14 protein-coding genes and 1 tRNA gene are annotated in these 21,157 nt (G+C 71.7%); 6 read left to right on the top strand and 9 right to left on the bottom strand.

Annotated features, from left to right (window positions below; genetic code table 11):
• Nucleotides 1-83: 83 nt before the first annotated feature.
• Nucleotides 84-1,316, bottom strand: coding sequence for a PLP-dependent aminotransferase family protein (locus ADK52_RS03450; RefSeq protein ID WP_199828438.1), 1,233 nt, complete (start codon nt 1,314-1,316; stop codon nt 84-86).
• Nucleotides 1,317-1,446: 130 nt separating this feature from the next.
• On the opposite strand from ADK52_RS03450, the gene ADK52_RS03445 reads away from it, so the two are divergent.
• The gene (locus tag ADK52_RS03445) at nt 1,447-2,298 is read left to right on the top strand and encodes a hypothetical protein (protein ID WP_053688259.1); all 852 of its coding nucleotides are present in this window, start codon (nt 1,447-1,449) and stop codon (nt 2,296-2,298) included.
• A gap of 157 nt (nt 2,299-2,455) precedes the next feature.
• On the opposite strand, the gene ADK52_RS03440 is transcribed toward ADK52_RS03445, so the two are convergent.
• The 3 genes from ADK52_RS03440 to ADK52_RS03430 form a co-directional block, all read right to left on the bottom strand.
• A complete protein-coding gene (locus ADK52_RS03440) occupies nt 2,456-2,668 on the bottom strand; it encodes a DUF397 domain-containing protein (RefSeq protein WP_030156708.1) in 213 nt (70 codons plus the stop codon).
• Nucleotides 2,669-2,875: 207 nt separating this feature from the next.
• Nucleotides 2,876-3,763, bottom strand: coding sequence for a helix-turn-helix domain-containing protein (locus ADK52_RS03435; protein ID WP_053688258.1), 888 nt, complete (start codon nt 3,761-3,763; stop codon nt 2,876-2,878).
• A gap of 239 nt (nt 3,764-4,002) precedes the next feature.
• Nucleotides 4,003-4,749, bottom strand: a complete 747-nt coding sequence (locus tag ADK52_RS03430) for a GOLPH3/VPS74 family protein (protein WP_053688257.1) — start codon at nt 4,747-4,749, stop codon at nt 4,003-4,005.
• Between the two features lie 163 nt (nt 4,750-4,912).
• On the opposite strand from ADK52_RS03430, the gene ADK52_RS43295 reads away from it, so the two are divergent.
• The 4 genes from ADK52_RS43295 to ADK52_RS03405 all read left to right on the top strand — a co-directional run bounded on the left by ADK52_RS43295 (nt 4,913) and on the right by ADK52_RS03405 (nt 11,259).
• Nucleotides 4,913-7,918, top strand: coding sequence for a D-alanyl-D-alanine carboxypeptidase family protein (locus tag ADK52_RS43295; protein ID WP_234343286.1), 3,006 nt, complete (start codon nt 4,913-4,915; stop codon nt 7,916-7,918).
• A 177-nt stretch (nt 7,919-8,095) separates the two neighbouring features.
• Nucleotides 8,096-10,063, top strand: coding sequence for a hypothetical protein (locus tag ADK52_RS03415; RefSeq protein ID WP_053688255.1), 1,968 nt, complete (start codon nt 8,096-8,098; stop codon nt 10,061-10,063).
• A gap of 98 nt (nt 10,064-10,161) precedes the next feature.
• The gene (locus tag ADK52_RS03410) at nt 10,162-10,365 is read left to right on the top strand and encodes a hypothetical protein (protein ID WP_234343285.1); all 204 of its coding nucleotides are present in this window, start codon (nt 10,162-10,164) and stop codon (nt 10,363-10,365) included.
• A gap of 231 nt (nt 10,366-10,596) precedes the next feature.
• Nucleotides 10,597-11,259: a sortase domain-bontaining protein gene (locus ADK52_RS03405; protein ID WP_234343284.1), complete on the top strand. Its 663-nt coding sequence runs from the start codon at nt 10,597-10,599 to the stop codon at nt 11,257-11,259.
• Nucleotides 11,260-11,325: 66 nt separating this feature from the next.
• On the opposite strand, the gene ADK52_RS03400 is transcribed toward ADK52_RS03405, so the two are convergent.
• From ADK52_RS03400 to ADK52_RS03380, 5 genes are all read right to left on the bottom strand, one after another.
• Nucleotides 11,326-11,398: transfer RNA gene (locus tag ADK52_RS03400), tRNA-Arg, on the bottom strand.
• Nucleotides 11,399-11,750: 352 nt separating this feature from the next.
• Complete coding sequence (locus tag ADK52_RS03395; RefSeq protein ID WP_053688253.1) at nt 11,751-15,011, bottom strand: type I restriction endonuclease subunit R; 3,261 nt, start codon at nt 15,009-15,011, stop codon at nt 11,751-11,753.
• Nucleotides 15,008-16,213 carry a restriction endonuclease subunit S gene (locus ADK52_RS03390; RefSeq protein WP_053688252.1) on the bottom strand — a complete coding sequence of 402 codons (1,206 nt, stop codon included), beginning with the start codon at nt 16,211-16,213 and terminating at the stop codon, nt 15,008-15,010. Before ADK52_RS03390 ends, ADK52_RS03395 begins: the two co-directional genes overlap by 4 nt.
• Entirely contained in the window at nt 16,206-17,828 is a 1,623-nt protein-coding gene (locus ADK52_RS03385) for a type I restriction-modification system subunit M (protein WP_053688251.1), read from the bottom strand. The genes ADK52_RS03390 and ADK52_RS03385 overlap by 8 nt, the downstream gene beginning before the upstream one ends.
• Before the next feature lie 17 nt (nt 17,829-17,845).
• The gene (locus ADK52_RS03380; protein WP_234343283.1) at nt 17,846-19,960 is read right to left on the bottom strand and encodes a hypothetical protein; all 2,115 of its coding nucleotides are present in this window, start codon (nt 19,958-19,960) and stop codon (nt 17,846-17,848) included.
• A gap of 320 nt (nt 19,961-20,280) precedes the next feature.
• On the opposite strand from ADK52_RS03380, the gene ADK52_RS03375 reads away from it, so the two are divergent.
• The gene (locus tag ADK52_RS03375; RefSeq protein WP_053688249.1) at nt 20,281-21,153 is read left to right on the top strand and encodes an FAD binding domain-containing protein; all 873 of its coding nucleotides are present in this window, start codon (nt 20,281-20,283) and stop codon (nt 21,151-21,153) included.
• Nucleotides 21,154-21,157: the final 4 nt, after the last annotated feature.

Raw genomic sequence — 21,157 nt, 5'->3', positions numbered from 1 at the left:
CCCCCGGAACCCCCGGCACCCCGGCCGCGTCGGCACCCCCGGCCCCGCCGCGCCCCGGCGGCCCCCGTCGGCGCCCCGGCGCTTCAGGCGCCGGCGGGGCCCGATCGGGCGGCCGCCGCCAGCCGCTCCAGGCCCACCCCGATCTCCCGCGGCGTGTGCGTCGTGAACGACAGGCGCAGGGTCCGGGGGTCCGGGGCGCCCGTGTAGAAGGGTGCTCCGGGGACGAACGCCACATCGCGGGAGACCGCCGAGGCCAGCAGGCCCGTCGCGTCGTACCCCTCCGGCAGCCGGGCCCACACGAACATCCCGCCCTCCGGCCGGTTCCAGGCCGAGCCCTCCGGCAGGGCCGCGCCCAGCCCCGCGAGCAGGGCGTCGCGCCGCTCCCGGTAGGCCGCGCGCACCGCGCCGATGTGCGCGTCGAGGTCCGCGGTCCGCAGGTAGTGGGCCGCCGCCAGCTGGTCCACGGTCGACGTGTGCAGGTCCGCCGCCTGCTTCGTCACCACCGCCGCCCGCCGCAGCGCCTCCGGTGCGCGCAGCCAGCCCAGCCGCAGCCCCGGGGCCATGACCTTCGAGAAGCTCCCGAGCAGTGCCGTACGGTCCTGAGCCCCCGGATGCGCCGCGAGCCACGGGACCTCGGCCCCCTCGAACCGGAGCTCCCCGTACGGGTCGTCCTCCACCAGCCACAGGCCGCGCCGTGCCGCGATCTCCGCCACCGCAGCCCGCCGGACGCCCGGCAGGGTGCGCCCGGTGGGGTTCTGGAACGTGGGCACCGAGTAGAGGAGCTTGGGTCGCTCCCGGGCCACGATCTCCTCCAGCGCGTCGGGCAGGATGCCCTCCCCGTCGCAGGGCACGGGTATGACCCGCGCCCCGGCCAGCCCGAAGCACTGGAGCGCCGCCAGGTACGTGGGGTTCTCGACGAGGACGGCGTCGCCCGGTTCCACCAGCGTCGAGGTGATCAGGGTGAGGGCCTGCTGGGACCCCGTGGTGACCACCAGGTCCTCCGCGCAGGTCGCCAGCCCCCGGGCCGTCACCCGCGCGGCCACCTCCTCGCGCAGCTCCGGCGCGCCCTCGGTGGTCGAGTACTGGAGCGCCCGGCCGGCCGATTCCGCGAACGCGGCGTCGTACGAGGCCCGCAGTCCCTCCGCGTCGAAGAGCTCGGGCGCGGGCAGGCCACCGGCGAACGAGATCACCCCCGGGCGCGCGGTGAGCGCGAGGATCTCGCGGACGGGTGACCCGGCGACGGCGGTGGCGCGGGCGGCGAACGCGGGCGGCGGCGACGTGGGCAGGGTGGTGGGGGAGGGCGTGGAAGACGGCACGGGGGGCTCCTAGGGGAGGCGGGTGCGCGCATCCTAGCCACGTAAAGATGTATGCGGCACCTATATGTCAAGGGGTGGAACGCCGCGCACCCCCTCCCCATCTGACGTCTCATCAGCTAGACCCTTCGGCATGACGACGGAACGCCAGAGCCAAGACGCCCGCCCCGAGACCTATGCCGACCTGGCGGCGGTGGGCCCGTACGGAGTCCGCCCCGGCCACGCGCTGATCACCATGGTCGAACCGCACCCGGGCCACGAGTACGCGTACAACCGCTGGTACGAGGACGACCACTACTACGCCGGCGCCATGGCCATGCCCTGGATGTACGCGGGCCGCCGCTGGGTCGCCACCCGCGAGCTCCAGCAGCTGCGCTACCCGGAGAAATCGGCGGTCGCCCAGCCCGTCACCGCCGGGTGCTACATCTCCACCTACTGGGTCACCGAGGGCCGCTACGACGAGCACATGAAGTGGACGGTCGGCATCAACAAGCGGCTCAATCGTGACGGCCGCGTCTACCAGGACCGCACCCACGTCTTCACGGCCTTCCAGGACCACGAGGCCACGGTCTACCGCGACGGGGCCGCGGGCCCCCGGGACTTCCACGCCCTCGACCATCCGTACGCCGGCCTGGTCCTCCAGGTCATCGACGCCGACGGCCCCGAGCAGCGGGCGGAGCTGCTGGAGTGGCTGCGTTCGCGCGCCCTGCCGAAGCGGCTGCACGGCTCGCCGGCCGCGATGGTGACGGTCTTCCGGCCGACCCCGCTGCCCGGCGACCGGATGACGTACGTCAAGCAGGTCGAGGGGGTCGACACCCGGTTGACGCTGCTGTGGTTCCTGGAGGCGGATCCGCGTACCTGCTGGGACCGGTTCCAGGGCCTGGACGCCGAGGTCGCCGAGGCCGGAGTGGGACGGGTGGAGCTGGTGGCGCCGTTCATCCCGACGGTGCCGGGAACGGACCGGTACGTGGGGGAGCTCCGCTAGGAGTGTCCGGGGGTGGTCGGAATCCGGCCCCGGACATGGCCGAGCCCCCTCGGCCGGGACGGCGGGCCAGTCGAGAGGGCTTCAGTCAGTGGTGCGGGTAATGCGGTCGTGGCGCGTGATGCAGAGGAGGGATCGGCGGGGCCGTACGCCGTGACGTTCAGACGAGGCGTCCCAGCCGGCCCTCGGTGACGTCGGCGACGAACGAGGTCCAGGAACCCGGCGCGAAGGTGAGGGACGGACCGTCCTGCACCTTCGAGTCGCGGACCGCGATGGCCTCCACGACGGGGGACTTGACCTCGACGCAAGCGCCGTTTCCGCCGGAGTAGGAGGACTTGATCCAGTTGTCCGTGGCGCCCTGACGAATAGCCATGTTTCTCTCCGGTTCAGCGAGTCGTGCCAGTGAGGTGTCGGCCATTTCGCTTCTCTGACCGACGTGATCGACGCTACCGGCACCTTCCGACGGGCGAAGGGGTCATTCACCCGACCGAGTGGCATATTCCATTCAGGACTTCTGTGGCTGGGGAGTGACGGTGTACCGTACCGGCCCCCCTCGCCACCTGCCCGGTTTTCTCCCCTTTTACCTACTTCCCTTGCCGGCGTACTGGCCGATGATCTCCGCGATGAACTGACGCGTCTGTTCCACGTTGAGGGCCTGCGCGCGCAGGTGCTCGTACATCACGCTGTACTTCTGGACGTCGTTCGCCTTCTCCAGGTACAGATCGCTCGTCACGCCCTCGATGTAGACCACCGTCGAGTCCGACGCGTCGGGGAATTCGAGGATCGCGTACTGACCGTTCACGCCGGGGTGCGCGCCCATCGAGAACGGCATCACCTGCACGGTGATGTACGGCTGTTCGGACTGCTCTATCAAGTACTCGAGCTGCTTGATCATCAGCTGCGGGTCGCCCACGTGCCGGCGCAGCGCGGCCTCGTCGATGACCGCCCACAGCCGCAACGGCCCGACTTCCGGATTGTTGTTGTCCGTTTCGGAGAGCCGTTTCTGCCGGTGCATGCGCACCTGGACGCGCTTCTCGACGTCGGCCGGAGCGGTCTCGGGCAGCGCGCCGCGGATGAGGGCCTGGGCGTACTCCGGGGTCTGGAGCAGGCCGGGCACCATCTGGGGTTCGTAGGTGCGCAGGCTGGCGGCATCGGTTTCGAGGCCGATGTACACGCTGTACGGGATGTCGCCGAAGGCGTGCCACCAGCCCTGCTGGCGGGAGTCCTTGGCCATCTGCATGAGGGAGTCGACGAGCCGGCGGTCCTCGACCTCGTACACGTCGCACAGGTCGCGGACGTCGCGCTGGCTGATGGAACGGCGGCCGTTCTCCAGCCTGCTGATCTTCGACTGGGAGACGAGCAGGCGTTCGGCGACCTGCTCGGCCGTCATGCCCTTGTCCTCGCGGAGCTTGCGCAACTCCATGCCCAGTCGGCGGCGTCGGACGGTGGGATTGACATTGGACGCCACTTGAACGGCACCTCCGCCTTCTTCTGGTTCTGTCTCTCTGCGTGTCTGATGGTGAGCAGACTGCCACCGAAGGGCGGGGCGGCGCCGGAGAACGGCCCGGAAACGCAGACGCGCGGGACGGCGGGGCCGGCGGACCGGCCCCGCCATCCCGCGCGCTGGCGGCTCCCGAACCGGGTCATCGGGGACGCCGGTTGCGGCGATGGCGGTTCGGTGGAGCGGTGAATCGGTAAAGCCGTGGATCAGTGCGCGGCCACGCCGGCGCGGGCCATCGCGCCCGTCCGGCGCGCCTGCATCGGTACGCCGTTCGCCGTGGCCCGGGCGGGCGGCGGCGCCGCCGGTGCGCGGTCACGGCGCGGCTGAGCAGCCACACCGTTCTGGACGTCCATGACGGCGTGCGCCACGAGACCGCCCATCGGGTCGTGCCGGATCAGGTCCCGCAGCCGGGACCTGGACGACCGCCCCTCGTTGCCGGGGTACAGGTGCTTGCCGAGTCCGACCGCGTGGGCCAGTGCGGCGAGCGCCGCGGTCCGCGGGTCCGGCGGTACGCCGGTGCGGATCGCACTGTCGAGCCGGGCACGGATCTCCCGGCTGATCGCCGTGTCGGTCGCCTGGTAGCGAGTCGTCGGCAGCACTCCGCACATCTGGCCCGCGACGGCATGGACCATGCCGCAGCGCTCCAGATGAGCGAGGTAAATCTGGCGGAGCCCCAGCCGGGGTCCGCCGATCCAGTGGACGGCCCGTACCGGGCTGCCGCGCCTGCGCAGCAGTTCCAGTGCGGAGTCCAGGGTCGGATCTCCTGTCGGCCGTGGCATCACCACGGCGATACGATCCCCGTCAGGGGCTATCCGTCCTGCCAGAGCCAGCTCTACTAGCTGTGCCCCGGCCAGGCCGAGGTCGAGCGACTGCGGCTGCGCCGTGGTACCCGTGGTCGGGTCCAAAGCGAGCAGCAGAAGCTCCTCCGGAATTGTTCTGCGGCTCCTGCCCATCCATGCCTCCCCGCGTGGATGAGTGACAGGGTGACGCCTCTCACATTCATCTGTCGAGAGCGCCTGGTCGCTTTGTGGGGGAACCGGCAAGTATGTCGTTCTCGTCTAGCGCGGGGGCGATGCCCCCTAGACGGGACACTGTTAGACATTCGGACAGCCGAACGTGGTGGCGATCGAGGAGGAACTGGTGGCGGGCGAGTCCCCCGACAAGTCGGTTGATGAAGGAGCGTCGGGGGCGGCGATGTCCTCCGCGGAGCGTGACCCGAGGCTGTCGGTGTTCCGGCCGCGGGACCCCGAGTCGGGGACCTCCGCCGCCGCCTCGGCCGAGGGCCGGGATCCGCTGCGCGAGGCGGTGGCGGCGTGGGTGGCCACGACCGAGGAGGAGTCCACCGGGTCTTCCGGGTCCTCCGGACGGGTGGACCCGGACTCGGCACCGGCGGACAGCGAGCGCACGGCGGTCTTCCGTGCCCCGAAGCCGGCGGATCCGAAGTCGGCCGCTGAGGAACCGAAGCAGGCCGAGTCGAAGCAGGCCGAGTCGAAGCAGGCCGCCGAGGAGTCGGAGCCCGCTCCGGCCTCTGCCGAGGCCGGTACGGACACCCCGGCGCCGGCCGCCGCTCCGAAGGCGGGCTCGGCTGCGGCCGAGGCCGATGCGGACGCCGCAGCGCCGACCGCTCCCGAGGCGGGCTCGGCTCCGGCCCCCGCCGAGGGCGGCAAGGCCGCTCCGAAGCCGGACGCCGCTGCCGGGACCCCGGCCGAGGAGCCGTCGCGCGACAGTGAGCGCACCGCTGTCTTCCGGGCCGTCCGGCCCGGAGCCGGTACGGACGCCCCGGCGCCCGCCGCCGGGAAGCCGGCCGCCGCCGAGCGCGGCCCCGCAGCGGGTTCCGCTTCGGACGCCGCCACCGACGACACCACTGCCACGGGTTCCGGTTCCGGCACCGCTGCGGCCGGCGTCGGCCGCCCGGCCGGCAGGCCGGATCAGGCTTCCCCCGCCAAGCCCTCCGGCGCGGACGGACCGGCCGCCGCCGATGCTCCGGCCAAGCCGTCGCCGGCGCACGACAGTGAGCGCACCGCCGTCTTCCGGGCCGTGCGGCCGGGTGCGGAGCCGGGCGGCTCGGGTGCCGCAGCCGCAGGTTCCGCTTCCGGTTCTGGTTCCGGTGCTGCGTCGGCCGCGGCGAAGCCCGCTGCCGCCGATACCCCTGCACGGAAGCCGGATCCGGCTTCCGCCACCAAGCCGGCCGGAGCCGCCCGACCGGATTCCGGTTCGGCAGGCGCCGCGCCCGCGGGCTCCGGTTCGGCGGCCGCCGCCGAGACCTCCGGCACGCCGTCGGCGGACGACAGCGAGCGCACGGCCGTCTTCCGCGCCGTGAAGCCGGGTTCGGCTCCCGCCAAGGGCGGTCCGGGCTCCGAGGCTGCGGGTTCCGGTTCGCCGTCCGCGGCCGGCGCGTCGGCCAAGCCGTCGGCGGACGACAGCGAGCGCACCGCCGTGTTCCGGGCTCCGAAGGTGGATTCCGGTTCCGCTGCCGGTTCCGGTTCCGGGTCCGGCTCCGGTGCCGGCGGCGCGGGCAAGGGCTCCGGCGAGGCCGCGGACAGCGAGCGCACCGCCGTGTTCCGGGCCGTGAAGCCGGACGCCAAGGCCTCTGCCCCGGCTCCGCAGAAGCCCGCGGCCTCCCGGCCCGTGCCGCCGAAGGCGGTCGGCGGGGAGCGGGCCAGCACGTTCGTGCCGCTGCGCAAGGAGGACGGCCCGGCTCCGAAGCCGACGCCGACGGCCCCCGCGGCAGCGGCTCCGGCTCCGGCCCCCGCCGCGGCCCCCGCGCCCGTATCCGCACCCGCACCCGTACCCGTACCCGAGCGGAGCGAGCGGACCACGCAGCAGCCGCTGCCGCCCAAGCCGCCGCTCGACATGCTCGCGGACCTCACCAACAACCCGCCCCCGCCGCCGAGCCCGATGCGCACGGCCGTCCGGCGGTTCAAGATCTACGCCCCGCTGGTCGCGCTCCTCGTGATCGTCCTGGCCGTCGTCCAACTCGTGCGCCCCCTGCCCGAGCCGAAGCTCACGATGACCGCGAAGTCCTCGTACACCTTCGACGGCGGCAACCCGGTCCTGCCCTGGCCGAAGGAGGGCCAGGCCTACATGGCCGCCGCGGGCCTCGGCACCGTCGGCAGCTTCGGCGAGCAGAAGCCGGTCGCCATCGGCAGCGTCGCCAAGACGATGACGGCGTACGTGATCCTGAAGAACCACCCCCTCAAGAAGGGTGAGAAGAAGGGTCCGATGATCGACATCGACCAGACGGCGGTCGACGACGGCGCCAAGAGCTCCGAGGGCGAGTCCACGGTCGGCACCCTCAAGGCGGGCGACAAGATCTCGGAGTACGACGCCCTCGCCGCGATCATGATTCCGTCGGCCAACAACGTCGCGCGGCTGCTCGCGCGGTGGGACGCCGGCGGCGACCAGGAGGCGTTCGTCAAGAAGATGAACGAGGCCGCCAAGGAACTCGGCATGACCAACACCACGTACACGGATCCCTCGGGTCTGGACGCGACGACGGTCAGCACCGCCGAGGACCAGGTCAAGCTCGGTCTCAAGGTCGTGGAGATGCCGGAGCTGATCGAGATCACCAAGCTGCCGGAATGGACCGACCAGTACGGCAAGAAGTGGCGCAACTACAACACGCTCATCCCGGGCAACGGCGCGCTCGGCATCAAGACCGGCTCCACCACCAAGGCCGGCGGCAACCTGCTCTTCGCCGCCGAGAAGCAGGTCGGCAAGACCAAGCAGCTGATCGTCGGCGCGGTGCTCGGCCAGTACGGCGTCCCGATCCTCGACACCGCCATCGCGGCCAGCAAGCAGGTCATGCTGGCCACGCAGAAGCTGCTGGTGAACGCGCCCGTCGTGAAGAAGGGCGACGTCGTCGGGTACGTGGACGACGGTCTCGGCGGCCACACCCCGGTCGTCGCGACCGCGGACGTGGAGGCGGTCGGCTGGCCGTCGCTCACCGTCACCGTCAAGCTCGCCGCCGGGGACGGAAAGCTCCCGCAGACCGCCAAGGCGGGCACCGAGATCGGCGTGCTGACCGTCGGCGAAGGGGCCAGCCAGGTGAAGGTGCCGGTGGCGCTGCAGAGCGACCTCGCCGCGCCGGGCATCGGCAGCAAACTGACCCGTGTCGGCTGATCGCCCCCGCAAACGGTGAAGTGGTGAAGTGACCGCTCGCCGCGACACCGCGTGATTCCGGCGCCCCGGGCAACCCCGGGGCGCCGCCGCGCGTCTAGCGTCCCGGGAACGGTACGCAGAAGTTCGATCGATGCTCCGGTGAACCCGGGGAGTCCGGGGAATCCGGGGAGTAGTGCAGTGACCACCGCTGAGCAGCAGAGCCAGGGCGACCGGGGTGCACCGGCGGCCGCCGGCGGATCCGGTGCGTCCGGGGCCGGCGACGTGCCCGAGGCCGCACCCGGCGGCATAGGGGCTGACACGGCCGCCGCGGTCTCCCCGGCCGCCACGGCTTCTCCGGCTCCCGTCGGCTCCCTTGCCTCCGTCACCTCCCGCGCCCTCGGCCGGCTGCGCCGCCACCCGGTGCTCGTCGCCACCGCCGTGGCGGCCCTCCTGCACGTGATCTGGTTCTTCAGCTTCGCCAACAGCGGCGGCGACCTGGCCGCGCAGGACGCCTGGGCCGAGTTCGTCGGCCGCCACCCGGACTCGGCGTACAACCTCGCCTGGTACGGCGGCATGCACCCCGTCTCGTACAGCGTGGTGTCCCCGTACGTGATGTACATGATCGGCGTGCGGACCACGATGATGGTCGCCGGTACGGTCTCGGCCGGGCTGCTCGCACTGATACTGACCCGCTGCCGGGGCACCGTCCGCGAGCCCCTGTGGCCGGCTCTGGCCGGGGTCTACGGGCTGCTCTGCAACGCCCTGTCGGGCCGCGTCACCTTCGGGCTCGGCGCGATGTTCGCGCTCGGCGCCGTCGCCGCCGTCTTCTGCTGGCCCCGCAAATGGGCGGAGCGGCGCTGGGCCAAGGCGGCCGTGGCGGCGCCGCTGGCCGGGCTCGCGACCGCCTCCAGCCCGGTCGCGGGGCTCTTCCTCGGCGTGATCGCGGCCGCGCTGTTCCTGAGCGGGCGGCGCCCGGGGGCGTACGCGCTCGGCCTCGCCCCGGTGGCGGTCGTCGGTCTGTCGGCCTGGCTGTTCCCGTTCTCCGGGACGCAGCCGATGAAGCTGGGCTCGGCCGCGCCGCCGTTCCTCTTCGGGCTGGCGATCCTGTTCCTCGTACCGAAGCGGTGGAAGACCGTCCGGATCGCCTCCGCCGTGTACGCCTTCGGGGTGCTGCTGACCTGGGCGATCGACTCGCAGGTCGGCTCGAACGTCACCCGGCTGGTCATGCTGTTCGGCGGGGCGGTGCTGCTCGCGGCCCTCCCGTACGCGGTCCCGCGCAGCCGGCACTGGTACGCGGTGCTGTTCGCGTTCGTCGGGATCAACGTCTGGATCACCGCCAACAGCATCACGGACATCGTCCGCACCACCCCGGTGGCCGCCTGGAACCGGGAGCTGGCCCCGCTGGTCGACCAGCTGAAGAAGGCGGGCGCCGAGCGCGGCCGGGTCGAGGTGGTCCCGGCCAGCAGCCACCGCGAGTCCTCCGCCTTCCCCGCGTACGTCAACCTCGCGCGCGGCTGGAACCGGCAGGCCGACCTGGAGCGGAACCCGCTCTTCTACGACGACACCCTCACGGCCGTGAGCTACCGGGAGTGGCTGGACCGCTGGGCCGTGCACTACGTGGTGCTGCCGGCCGACCAACCCGATTCGGGCGGGGAGGACGAGGCGAAGCTGGTGAGCGAAGGGCTCCCGTACCTCCAGCAGGTATGGGGCGACCGGAACTGGCGGCTGTTCAAGGTCGACGCGCCGACGGACCTGGTGTCCGGGCCGGCCACGGTGGTGCGGGCGGGCGCGGACCAGCTGGTCGTGGACGTGAAGACGGCCGGGCGGGTGCTCGTACGGATCCCGCACTCGCCGTGGCTGGGGCTGGTGGACGGGGCGGGCAAGCCGGTGCCGCCGCCGCAGGAGACGTTCGCGTCGAAGGCGCGCAGCGGGGGCGGGGGCGGCGGCTCGGGCACGCTGCCGAAGGAGTACGCGAACACGGCGGGGTGCCTGTTCAAGGCGGCTCCGGACACGGCGGGCGACGTGTGGACGGAGCTGCTGGCGCCGGGGCCGGGGGTGTACCGGGTGGCGGCGAAGTACCAGCTGCCGCGGGGGACGCCGTGCCCGGAGGAGCTGACCCGGTGGCTGGCGGGGCCGCTGGAGCGCCCGGCTCCGCCGCGTCCTTGATCGGGAGTTTTTACGGTCGGTCCAGGTGCGTTGCTCCGCATATCTGCATACCATCCCAATAGTCCGATTGGGTGCTTCCCGAGGGAGTTGACGACGGGATGAGCAAAGAGCAGCAGAGGCAGGATTTCCGAGAGGCCTTCCAGGCCCAGGAGCCGGATCGGCCGCCGCGCCCGGCAGGCCACGGCTTCGACGGTCTCGTGCGGAGCAAGGTCAAGGGCGGAGCGCACACGAAGGCGGCCCTGAAGCGGGCCGGCGCCCCGCAGGGTGACCGCATCGGTGAACGCAGCAGAGGCCTGAGCTGATCCCACGACCCACGACACGCATCGAAAGCCCTCCCGGTTCCGGCCGGGAGGGCTTTCGCGCATCTCCCACCAGGGACTTTGGTCCTTCACGGGGTCGCGCCCCAGTATCCGGACAATCGTTACATCGCCGACGGATCACCAAGACATGGCCCTCGTAACGTCGGGTTCGTCGCCAGGCCGAACCACACCGAAGCTCCCGGCCACACCGCCTTCCCCCGCCCGGAGAACACCATGCCCAGCACCCTCATGCCCCGCACGCCCCGCACGCCCCGCGCGATCGTGACGGCGGCCCTGGCGCTGTCCGTCACGGGCGCCCTGGCCGCCTGCGGCACCGGCGCCGGCCCCGGTACCGGTGGCGGCGGCACCAAGCTCCCGCCGGACCCCAAGGTCGGCAACGCGTCCGCGGCGGCCCCCGTGGCCCACACGGCAACGGCCCTCCCCCCGTCGAAGCCGACCGGCATGAAGATCGACGCGGCGGGCGTGGACGCGAAGAGGATGGTCGACCTCAAGGTGGACGCGGCCACCGGCGAGCTCGGCGTCCCCAACGCCGACACGGACGCGGACAGCCCCGGCTGGTGGACCGGGGGCGCGACCCCGGGCGAGAAGGGCGTCTCCGTCCTCGTCGCCCACTTCGACACGAAGCACGGCCCGGCGCTGATGAAGGACGTCAAGAAGATCGGGCTCGGCGACCTGATCGAGGTGCCGCGCGAGGACGGCAAGACCGCGAGGTTCAAGATCCGCGAGATCGAGGACGTCAACAAGAAGGACTTCCCGACCGACAAGGTCTACGGCGAGACCCAGCGCCCCGAGCTCCGCCTCCTCACCTGCGGCGGCGAGATCAAGGACGGCCACCGCACCAACAACGTCATCTTCTACGCCGACTTGGTGGCCTGACCGTGGCCTGACCCCCACCCGACGCGAAAGGGCACCCACTGATCCAGTAGGTGCCCTTTCCCCCTGTGCCCTCGGCAGGATTCGAACCTGCGACACCGGCTTTAGGAGAGCCGTGCTCTATCCCCTGAGCTACGAAGGCGGGGGCTTGTCGGAGGCGTTGTCGGAAACCCCAGAGGGGTCGCGCGAGTTGCTTCGGCAAGCGTGCTGGTCGGATGACGTGCGCACCCCCGGTGGAGATGTCCTCGCGGACACGTTCCCGGGCACACGCCTGGTAGTCGACTGACCGCTGACAGCCTAGCGGATCGTGCTGGGAGTGGTCGCACGGATTGCCGCAGGAGCTGAGCTGCCCTGACGGCGTGGCTGTGACCTGGGGGTTCCGGGCCTCCAGGGCGGTCGGCGGCCGGCGGCGTCGCGGGACCCCCGGGCCGGGGCGGTCCGCGCGACGGCCCGCCGGCGCGCTGCCACCGTCGTGGTGGGAACGTTCACGCGGGTCAGCTGTCCGGGGTGCCGTTCGCGGACCACTCGTGGGCGAAGTGCTCCATCTGCTTCAGGACCAGGTTGATGGCCTCGGGTGCCTCGTCCGGCGGGTAGTTGCGGCGGGCCAGGAGACGCTTGATGGCACTGCGCAGGCGCGCGCGGACCGCCTCCCGCGCGATCCAGTCCGGCTTGAGCTTGCTGCCGATCTCCGCGACCAGTTCGCGAGCGATGTCGGCCAGCACCTCGTCGCCCATCACCGAGCGAGCCGTTCCGTGGTCGGCGACCGCGTCGTAGAAGGCGAGCTCGCGCCAGTCCAGCGGCGGCTCGAACTTCTCGCCGCGCCGGGCGTCTTCCATGACCTCCTTGGCCATCTCCACGAGCTTGGCGATGAGCTCCGCGCTCGTGCACTGCTGCCGCATGTACCGGACCATGAGGTCCTGCAGCCGCTCGGAGAACGTCGTGCGCCGCACGATGTTGTGCCGGGTCACCTCGCGCATCTTGCGCTCGATGAGCCTCCGCAGGGCCTCGGCCGCCAGGTGGGGGGTCTCGCTGTTCTGCAGCCTCGCGGCGAGCGCATCGTTGAGGTGCGTCAGGTCGGCGGTCTCCAGGCCGGCCTCGGCGAGCAGGTCGGTCACCCCGCCGGTCTCCACGACCGAGGACGTCAGCTGTGCCAGGTACAGCTCGACGTCGCGGGCGACGGGCAGACCGCGGGCCTCGCGCTCCATCGCGTCGTACTTGGCCATGTAGGCGCGGACCTCGACGAAGAACTGGACGTCCCGCCGCCAGGCCGGGTGGTCCGGGAAGCGTCCGCCGATGTCGGCCGAGCTGCCGCAGAGCGCGTGGAAGCGCTCCAGACGGTACGAGTGATCGCGGAAGCGCCGGCCGAGCGTCTGGCGGGGGTCGTCGAGCTTCTCCGGGTCGTTGCCCGCCGTAAGGGGGTCGCGGAGGTGGTTCGCGGCCCGGATCGCGGCGTCGATGAACGCCGTCTTGGACGGCATGTCCAGGCGCGTCCGCCAGTCGAAGCCCCGCAGGATGTCGTCGAGGACTCCGTACTCGTTGCGCAGCTCGTCCAGCGCCCGGTCGAGGTCCTGTCCGAGCGTGCGGTCCTGCTGGTCGGCGTCGGTGTACTCGGCGATGGCTCGCCGGAGGTTCTCGGTGAGCGGCGCGTACCCGACGAGGAGCCCGTCCTCCTTGCCCCGGAAGCGGCGGTTGACCCGGGCCAGGGCCTGCATCAGGCCCGCGCCCTTGAGCGGCCGGTCCAGATACATGGTGTGGAGGGGCGGCGCGTCGAAGCCGGTCAGCAGCATGTTGTTGACGATGAGCAGCTCCAGCTCGTCGTCGGGGTCCTTGGCCCGGTTGATGACGGCCTTGCGGCGGCTGTCGCTCAGGGCGTGGGCGAGCAGACGGTCGGGGTCCTTGCGCGAGTTCGAAGAGAACACGATCTTCATCACGCCCTTGTCGACCTCGGCGTTGTGCCACCCGGGCCGCAGTTCGCACAGGGCGTCGTACACGCTGACGCAGATCTCGCGGGTCGCGCACACGATCATCGCCTTGCCCGTCGCACCGCCCGTCCCGGAGACACCGATGAACGGTTGCATCGCCGTGCGCCGCGTCTCCCAGTGCCGCACGAGGTCGGCGGCGAGGTCGCGGATGCGGGCGGGCGCGCCGTACAACGCGTTCATCGTGGCGACGGCCTGCTCGACCCGGCGGCGTTCGACGTCATCGAGCCCGTCGGTGATCCGGTCGGCCTCCTCGTCGACCTTCGCCGGGTCCACGTCGCGGTCCAGGACCAGCTGGATGACCCGGCTCTCGTGATAGACCTTGACCGTCGCCCCGTCGTCGGCGGCGCGCTTCAGGTCGTACGTGTCGATGTAGTCGCCGAACACCTCCCGCGTGTTGCGGTCGGCCTCGGAGATCGGCGTACCGGTGAAGGCGAGCAGCGTGGCGTGGGGGAGCGCGTCGCGCAGGTGACGGGCGTAGCCGTCGAGGCTGTCGTAGTGGCTCCGGTGCGCCTCGTCGACGACGACCACGATGTTGCGGCGGTCGGAGAGCAGCGGGTGGTCCGCGCCGGACTCCTTCTCCTCCCTGGTGCGGCCGAACTTCTGCAGCGTCGTGAAGAGGATGCCGCCGACCCGCTTGGCCGCCAGTTCCTCGCGCAGCTCGGCCCGGGTCAGGACCTGCTTCGGCGCCTCCGGGAGGATCTCGCTCTCCAGGAACGTCGAGTACAGCTGGTCGTCGAGGTCCGTCCGGTCGGTGATGACCACGACGGTCGGGTTCAGCAGTGCGGGGTCCTTCATCACCATGGTGGTGGTGAGGACCATCTCCTCGGACTTGCCCGAGCCTTGCGTGTGCCAGACGACGCCGGCCTTCCCGTCGGTCGCCGCCGCCTCGCGCACGGCCTCGGCCGCGCGTTTCACCGCGTGGTACTGGTGCGGCTTCGCGATGCGCTTCATCCGCTTCGACGGCACGAAGTTGACGAAGGACCCGATGAGGGTGAGGAACCGGTCCCGGGTGAACAGGCCGTGCAGGGCCAGGTTCTGGCCCGAGTCGCCTATGCCCCCGGCGGAGAACGGGTCGACGCGCACGCCGAGCTCGTCCGTGTTCCACGGCGCGTAGTGCTCGTACGGTGTGAACGGCGTGCCGTACTTGGCGGTGACGCCGTCCGAGACCAGCACGGCCGCGTTGTACCGGAACGCGGTCGGGAACTCCTGTACGTAGCGGGAGACCTGGGAGTGCGCGTCGTGGAGCGTGGCGTCCTCGTCGCCGGCGCGCTTCAGCTCCAGGACGGCGAGCGGCAGCCCGTTGACGTACAGCACGACGTCGAAGCGGCGGCGCTTCTCACCGTCGACGACGGTGACCTGGTTGAGGGCGCGCCACACGTTCCCGTCCGGGTCGTCGAGGTCGACGAGCCTGATGGTGGGGTTGTGCTCGGCGCCGAAGGCATCGGTGTACGTGACGGACCGGATGCCGGTGGTCAGGTGGCCGTGGGCGGTCCGGTTCTCCTCGTACGTGTCCTGGGACGCGGGCGTCGCGGCGGCACCGACCGCGTCCCGGACGGCGGCCGGGGGGAGGTCCGGGTTGAGCCGCTCCACCGCCTCCCGGAGGTCCGGGTACAGGATCAGGTCGTCCCAGGACCTCCGGTGCCCGGATCCGGGCGCGAACTCGTTGCCGGGGGAGGGCTTCCAGTCGAGCCCGGCCAGCTCTGCGAGGGCGAGGAGCTCCCAGTCGGACTCGTGGGGGCGGTGGTTGTGCCGGTCGTCGGGGGCGTCGGTCATACCTGCTCCTCGACGATCTTCTGGGCGTCACGGACGCGGAGACGGCCGGACATGAGCTGGGGGAGGAGGGTGTCGCGGAGGGCCGCGAGGTTCCGCTGCTCGCCCTGCAACGCATTCATGTGGCGGAAGGCGGCCTGTGCGTTCCTGCCGAAGGAGGCCAGCGCATCGGGGTCAGGACGATTCACGAAGTAGTTCGCCGCGTCCGCCGCACTGACCCGCTGGCGCCCGGACGTGCCGACCATGTTGCGCATCGCGTGCTCACGGAACCTGTTGTCGCGCGCCAGGAAGTAGCTGAGCTCGGAAGGGACTCCCTCGCGAGAGCGCATCACGATGAACTCGGTCGACCCGAGCCCCACTTCGCCTTCCTCCATGAAGTCGACGTATCCGGTCTTCCCGTTCTCCAGACACGGGGTGATGCGCGCCAGGAGCGTGTCGCCGTTCATGAACCGCGGACCGGATTTGGGTGCGCGCCGGGCCCATGCGGGAATGCCGGCCCGGCCGGTCTGCAGCGCGGCCATGTCCACGTACACCGGCTCATCGGCCGAGGGCTTGGCCAGCTTCGGGTTGAACCGGACGAGCTCCGTCACGGCGACGGCCGTCGCGTCGTCGGGTTCGTCGGACAGCCCCAGTTCCGTGAACCTGCACTGGAGCAATTGCTCGTACGTGGCCGTGATGCGCTCGTTGACGGCGATCTTGTCGTCCAGCGCGGTGAGGAGGTCGGCCACGGCGACCTGATACGGCCGGACGGGCAATGAGGGCAGGGGGAGTTCCCGGATGTCCTTGACGTTCAGGTGGGCGACGGTCGACCCGGCCGCCTTGGACGCCATGGCTTCCTGAACGGCCGGCGACAGCAGGAGGTAATGGAGGTAGCGCGAGTCGACGACAGCGCTGTCCGGCCGCAGCAGAACCGTGCGCTGCCCGAGGCAGATCCTTTCCCCTTGGGTGATGCGGCCCACCTGTCCCACCGGGGCTTCGCGGGCAAGGATCAGATCGTCGTCGCGCGGAACCTCCCGCGCCGTCCAGCCCTCGTACGTCTCCTTGTCCACCCTCTTCGCGGCCTCCAGAAGGATGCGCCCGTTCCGGAGGTGCGGCGTGCCGACCGAGTAGCCGTATTCGGTTCCGGGAGCGGCCTCCGGGGCCGTCTTGTGCTCACAGTCGACGATCTTGAGGCACGCTTCGCCCAGCGTGATGACCTCAGACATCGAGGCCCTCCAGCTGCTCCCGCACCGTCTTCTCCAGCTCCGCCGACCGCTCGAACAGCCTGGACAGTTCCTCCGTCAGCCGGGCGATGCGGGCCGCCACCGCCCCCCCGTCCTCTTCCTCCGCCGCGACCGCGCCCACGTACCGCCCCGGCGCCAGGACGTACCCGTGCGCCCGCACGGTCTCCAGGCCGGCCGAGAAGCAGAAGCCCGCCTCGTCCTCGTACGTCAGTCCCTCGTCCCGCGCCGAGGCCGTGCCCCGCCACGCGTGGTAAACGCCGGCGATCTTCGCGAGGTCGGCCGCCGTGAGGACGCGCTCGGTACGGTCGACCATCTCGCCCATCCCGCGGGCGTCGACGAAGAGGATCTCGCCGCGCCGGTCGGCCAGCGCCTTCGCACCCTGCGGGGACTTGTCCTTGGCCAGGAACCACAGGCACGCCGGGATCTGGGTCGTACGGAAGAGCTGGGACGGCAGGGCGACCATGCACGCCACGAGGTCCGCCTCCACCATCGCCTGGCGGATCTCGCCCTCGCCGCTCGACTGGGAGCTCATCGAGCCGTTGGCCAGGACGATGCCGGCCGAGCCGCGCTCACCCAGCTTGGAGACCATGTGCTGGAGCCACGCGTAGTTGGCGTTGCTCCGCGGCGGGACCCCGAACTTCCACCTCGGGTCCCCTTCGTCCCGCGCCCAGTCCTTGATGTTGAACGGGGGGTTGGCCATCACGAAGTCGGCCTTGAGGTCGGGGTGCCTGTCGTCGGCGAAGGTGTCGCCCCAGCGGGCGGCCAGGTTGCCGTCGATGCCGTGGATGGCGAGGTTCATCTTCGCCAGGCGCCAGGTGCGCTCGTTGAGCTCCTGGCCGTAGACGGCGATGTCGGCCTTGTGCCCGCGGCCCCGGTGCGCCTCGATGAACTTGCCGGCCTGGACGAACATGCCGCCCGAACCGCAGGCCGGGTCGTACACCCGCCCGTTGTACGGCTCCAGGATCTCCACGATCAGCCGGACCACCGACTGCGGCGTGTAGAACTCGCCGCCCCGCTTGCCCTCCGCCCGCGCGAAGTTGCCGAGGAAGTACTCGTACACCTCGCCCAGCACGTCCTGCGCCGGCTTGTCCTCGGTCCCGCCGAAACGGGCGTCGCTGATGAGGCCGACGAGTTCGGCCAGGCGCTTCTGGTCGACGTTGTCACGGTTGAAGATCCTGGGGAGGACACCGGTGAGGGCGGCGTTCTCCCGCATGACCGCGTCCATCGCCGCGTCGAGGAGTTCGCCGACGCCCTGGCTCTTGGCATGGGCGGCGATCCAGGACCAGCGGGCGGCTTCCGGGACCCAGAACACGTGGGCGCCGGTGTACTCGTCGCGGTCCTCCAGGAACTCGCCGATCTGGTCCTCGGAGATGCCGTCCTCGGCGAGCTCCCCGGCCAGCTCGTTCCGGCGCTCCTCGAAGGCGTCGGAGACGTACTTCAGGAAGATGAGCCCGAGCACGAACTCCTTGTACTGGGCGGCGTCCATGGAGCCGCGCAGCTTGTCGGCCGCCTTCCAGAGGATCGTCTGGAGCTCCTTGGCGGTGGAGGCGCTGAACAGCTCCGCTTGGTCGGCGGCCTTCTTCGTACGCGGTGGCATGGTGTGGGCCGGCTCCTTCAGTCGTCGGTTCCGGGAGGAACGGGAAAGTCCTGGATGGTCAGCGTGCCGTCGGCCATGCCGGCGGCGGTGAGGCGGGCCAAGTCGTCGAGGGCGGCGGACTGCTGCCGCAGAAGCCCGGCCCGGCGCTCGATCTCGGCGAGTACGGCGTCATACCGCTCCGCCTCCTCGCGCCCCAGGTCCGGGATGATCAGGTCCTCGATGCCGCGCGAGGCCCGTACGGCTCCGGTGGTGCGGCCGTGGTCGCGGGCGGCGGCGAGCAGCAGCGCCGCCAGGACCCGGGGCCGGACCGGAGGGTCGGCGTCGGGGCGCACGCGCAGGATGCGGGCGGGGGCGATGACGACCGACAGGCCTTCGGCATCGACGTGGGCGCCGAAGCGTGGGCTGGCGGTGACGACGACGTCTCCGGGCTCGGTGAACTGGGTGTGCTCGTACACCGTGAAGAGGAGGCCGCGGTCGATGCGCCGGCTGCCGAGGCGCGCGGTGCCGAGGATCTCGTCGGGCCCGATCACCGCGTAGTGACCCTCCGCCGTGAGGTGTTCGGGGGCGAGGCGGTGCCCGGGACGGCGGCGCAGGCGCTGGTTGTCGAGGAGCCGGCCGACGGTGGTGCGGCACACCGGCTGGTGCTCGGGGCGCAGTACGGCCCGTGCCGTCAGTGCCCCGTTCCCACCGGCCCGGGCGAGGGCCCGCTCGTCGAGTTCCGCGATACGCCGTTCTGCGTCACCGATGCGTGCGGGGCGCTCGGCGACCGTACGCGTGTACCGGGCCTCGGGGGAGCGGTGCTGGGGAGTGAGGGCGGATCCCGGTCGGTCGTCGAGTTCCTTCACCAGGACGACGGCCGCGTCGCGGGGCTCGTGCCTGCGGTCCCCGCGCCAGCCGGAGGTCCGCCAGATGGCGATGTCCTCGGCGAGCCCGTCGAGGACCGGTTCGGTGAGCGGCCGCGCGGAGTAGTCGGCGAGGAGGACGCGTCCCGTGCGCTCGGCCTGCGGGGTGCGGTGCAGCAGCCAGATGGCGGTGCGGTAGCCGGGACGGTAGGGGAACGCCCCGTCGGGGAGGCTGATCGTCGCCTTGAGGAGGCCCTTGCGGAGGAAGGAACGGCGCAGCCGGTCCGCGTCGCCGTGCCGCGGCAGGGGCCGGACGAGTGCGTCGGCGGGGCCGAGGACGATGGCCGTCGCACCGTCGCCGAGGTGGTCGGCCAGGTCTTGCACGCGTTCCAGGACCTGGCGGGCGCTGCGGGTCTCCCCCGCCTCGTACGGGAGGGCGCAGACCAGCAGACCGGGGTCGCCCCAGTCGTCCGTGGCCGGCTCCTCGCCCTCGACCACGTCGAGCGCGAACTCGTAGACCCCCCGGACGAGCATCCGGCGCCGGACGAGACGGACGAGGGACGGGTCGGGGTCGGCCGCGAGGTAGGTGTGGCCGGAGCCCTCGGGTGCCGCCGCGTGCAGGGCGGTGAGCAGGTCGCCGGTGCGGGCGTACGGGGTGGCGACCACGGACTCCGCGCCGAGGGAGTCCATGCCGGCCAGGGCCACGAGAGCACGGGTCATGGCCGGGGTGGGTTCGTCGGCGGCCGGGTCGTGCGAGCCGAGCCGGCGGCGGGCGTCCAGGACGCAGTCGAAGGCCTCGGCGGGGGTGTAGGCGGCCTCGGTCAGTTCGTCGGCCAGGGCGCTCAGGGCCGGTCCCAGGTGCTCCGGGTCGGGGACGGCCCGCAGCTCGGAGAGGAGGAAGGTGTCCTCCGCGTCGAGGTCGGCGGCCCGGCGCAGGAGGTCGTCCCAGGCGCGCCCCCCGATCGGGGAGTCGTACTGCTGCCGCAGACAGATCAGGGCGGTCAGCGCACTGATCAGCGCGGATGCGGACAGGCCGGAGACCCGCCAGGCGGACAGGGTGTGGAGGGCCGCATCGGCCCGCAGGCGCCGGGGGTCGCTGTTGCCGCGGCCGGTCCGGACCAGCCAGTCCACGACCTCCAGGGCGTCGAAGAGCGGCCGGCCGCCCTCGCGGGTCACGGGCGCGGGGAAATCGGGGTGCCGTCGGCTCCAGGTGGTGGGGACGGGCCGCTTCACCTGGGCGAGGGCGGCGATCTCGGCGTATCCGATACGCCAGGACGGCTGCTCGGGCAAGATCGGAGAAGGGCCGCGCGGCGCGGAACCACCCATTTTTTCCCCTCCCCCGTGCGGAAACCGTGCCCGTCGCCGACGGCCCCGGATGAGCCGTCCATGAGCCTCTGTGCTGCGGGTGACAGGAGCTTACAGCTGGTAGCGCGCAGGGGTTGAACCTGCTTGATAACCCCGGTTATCAGAGATGCGGTGCGAAAACGGTTCTGGCCGCACCGGACCGGCAGCGTGCCGGGCTCCACACCGGCTTCTCCGAGCGGCCCGATGGCCGGGGGAATTCCGCCTGATTCGGTTTGAGGTCGAACACGCCGGTCCATGGGACACCCATGGAATTCCTTCGCCCCGCCGGCTGGGAGGAGGCGCTCGCCGCCAAGGCCGAGCACCCCACCGCCGTGCCCATCGCCGGCGGCACCGACGTGATGGTCGAGATCAACTTCGACCACCGCCGGCCGGAGTACCTCATGGACCTGAACCGCATCGCCGTGCTGCGGGAGTGGGAGGTCGGCGAGGACGTCGTACGGCTCGGCGCGTCCGTCCCGTACACGCAGATCATGGAGCACCTGCGCCCGCAGCTCCCGGGCCTGGCCCTCGCCTCGCACACCGTCGCCTCCCCGCAGATCCGCAACCGCGGCAGCGTCGGCGGCAACCTCGGTACGGCCTCCCCGGCGGGTGACGCCCACCCGGCGCTGCTCGCGGCCGGCGCGCGGGTCGAGGTGGAGTCCGTACGGGGCTCCCGGCTGATCCCGATCGACGCGTTCTACACCGGGGTCAAGCGCAACGCCCTCGCCCCCGACGAGCTGATCAAGGCCGTGCACGTGGCCACCGCCGACGGGCCCCAGCAGTTCTCCAAGGTCGGCACCCGCAACGCCATGGTCATCGCCGTCTGCGCCTTCGGCCTGGCCCTGCACCCGGCGACCCGGAGCGTCCGTACGGGCATCGGCTCGGCGGCGCCCACGCCGGTCCGGGCGAAGACGGCCGAGGAGTTCCTGGCCGCGGCCCTGGACGAGGGCGGGTTCTGGGAGTCCCGCAAGGTCATCACCCCGTCGATCGCGAAGCGGTTCGGGGACCTCGCGGCAGCGGCCTGCAACCCCATCGACGACGTCCGCGGCACCGCGGCGTACCGCCGGTACGCCGTCGGCGTCCTGGCCCGCCGCCAGCTCCTGTGGACCTGGGAGGAGTACCGCGGCGGGGCCGGCTGACCCC

The organism is Streptomyces sp. WM6372 (assembly GCF_001279655.1).
In the GTDB taxonomy this organism is placed as follows: Bacteria; Actinomycetota; Actinomycetes; order Streptomycetales; family Streptomycetaceae; genus Streptomyces.
Note: the sequence above shows the minus strand (reverse complement) of the source record. Positions and strands in the feature narration are given on the sequence as shown.

Coding starts and splice junctions, on each gene's coding strand:
- ADK52_RS03445 (WP_053688259.1), top strand. CDS start 1,447: ATGACGACGGAACGCCAGAGCCAAGACGCCCGCCCCGAGACCTATGCC.
- ADK52_RS03440 (WP_030156708.1), bottom strand. CDS start 2,668: ATGGCTATTCGTCAGGGCGCCACGGACAACTGGATCAAGTCCTCCTAC.
- ADK52_RS03430 (WP_053688257.1), bottom strand. CDS start 4,749: ATGGGCAGGAGCCGCAGAACAATTCCGGAGGAGCTTCTGCTGCTCGCT.
- ADK52_RS03410 (WP_234343285.1), top strand. CDS start 10,162: ATGAGCAAAGAGCAGCAGAGGCAGGATTTCCGAGAGGCCTTCCAGGCC.
- ADK52_RS03405 (WP_234343284.1), top strand. CDS start 10,597: ATGCCCAGCACCCTCATGCCCCGCACGCCCCGCACGCCCCGCGCGATC.
- ADK52_RS03395 (WP_053688253.1), bottom strand. CDS start 15,011: ATGACCGACGCCCCCGACGACCGGCACAACCACCGCCCCCACGAGTCC.
- ADK52_RS03390 (WP_053688252.1), bottom strand. CDS start 16,213: ATGTCTGAGGTCATCACGCTGGGCGAAGCGTGCCTCAAGATCGTCGAC.
- ADK52_RS03385 (WP_053688251.1), bottom strand. CDS start 17,828: ATGCCACCGCGTACGAAGAAGGCCGCCGACCAAGCGGAGCTGTTCAGC.
- ADK52_RS03375 (WP_053688249.1), top strand. CDS start 20,281: ATGGAATTCCTTCGCCCCGCCGGCTGGGAGGAGGCGCTCGCCGCCAAG.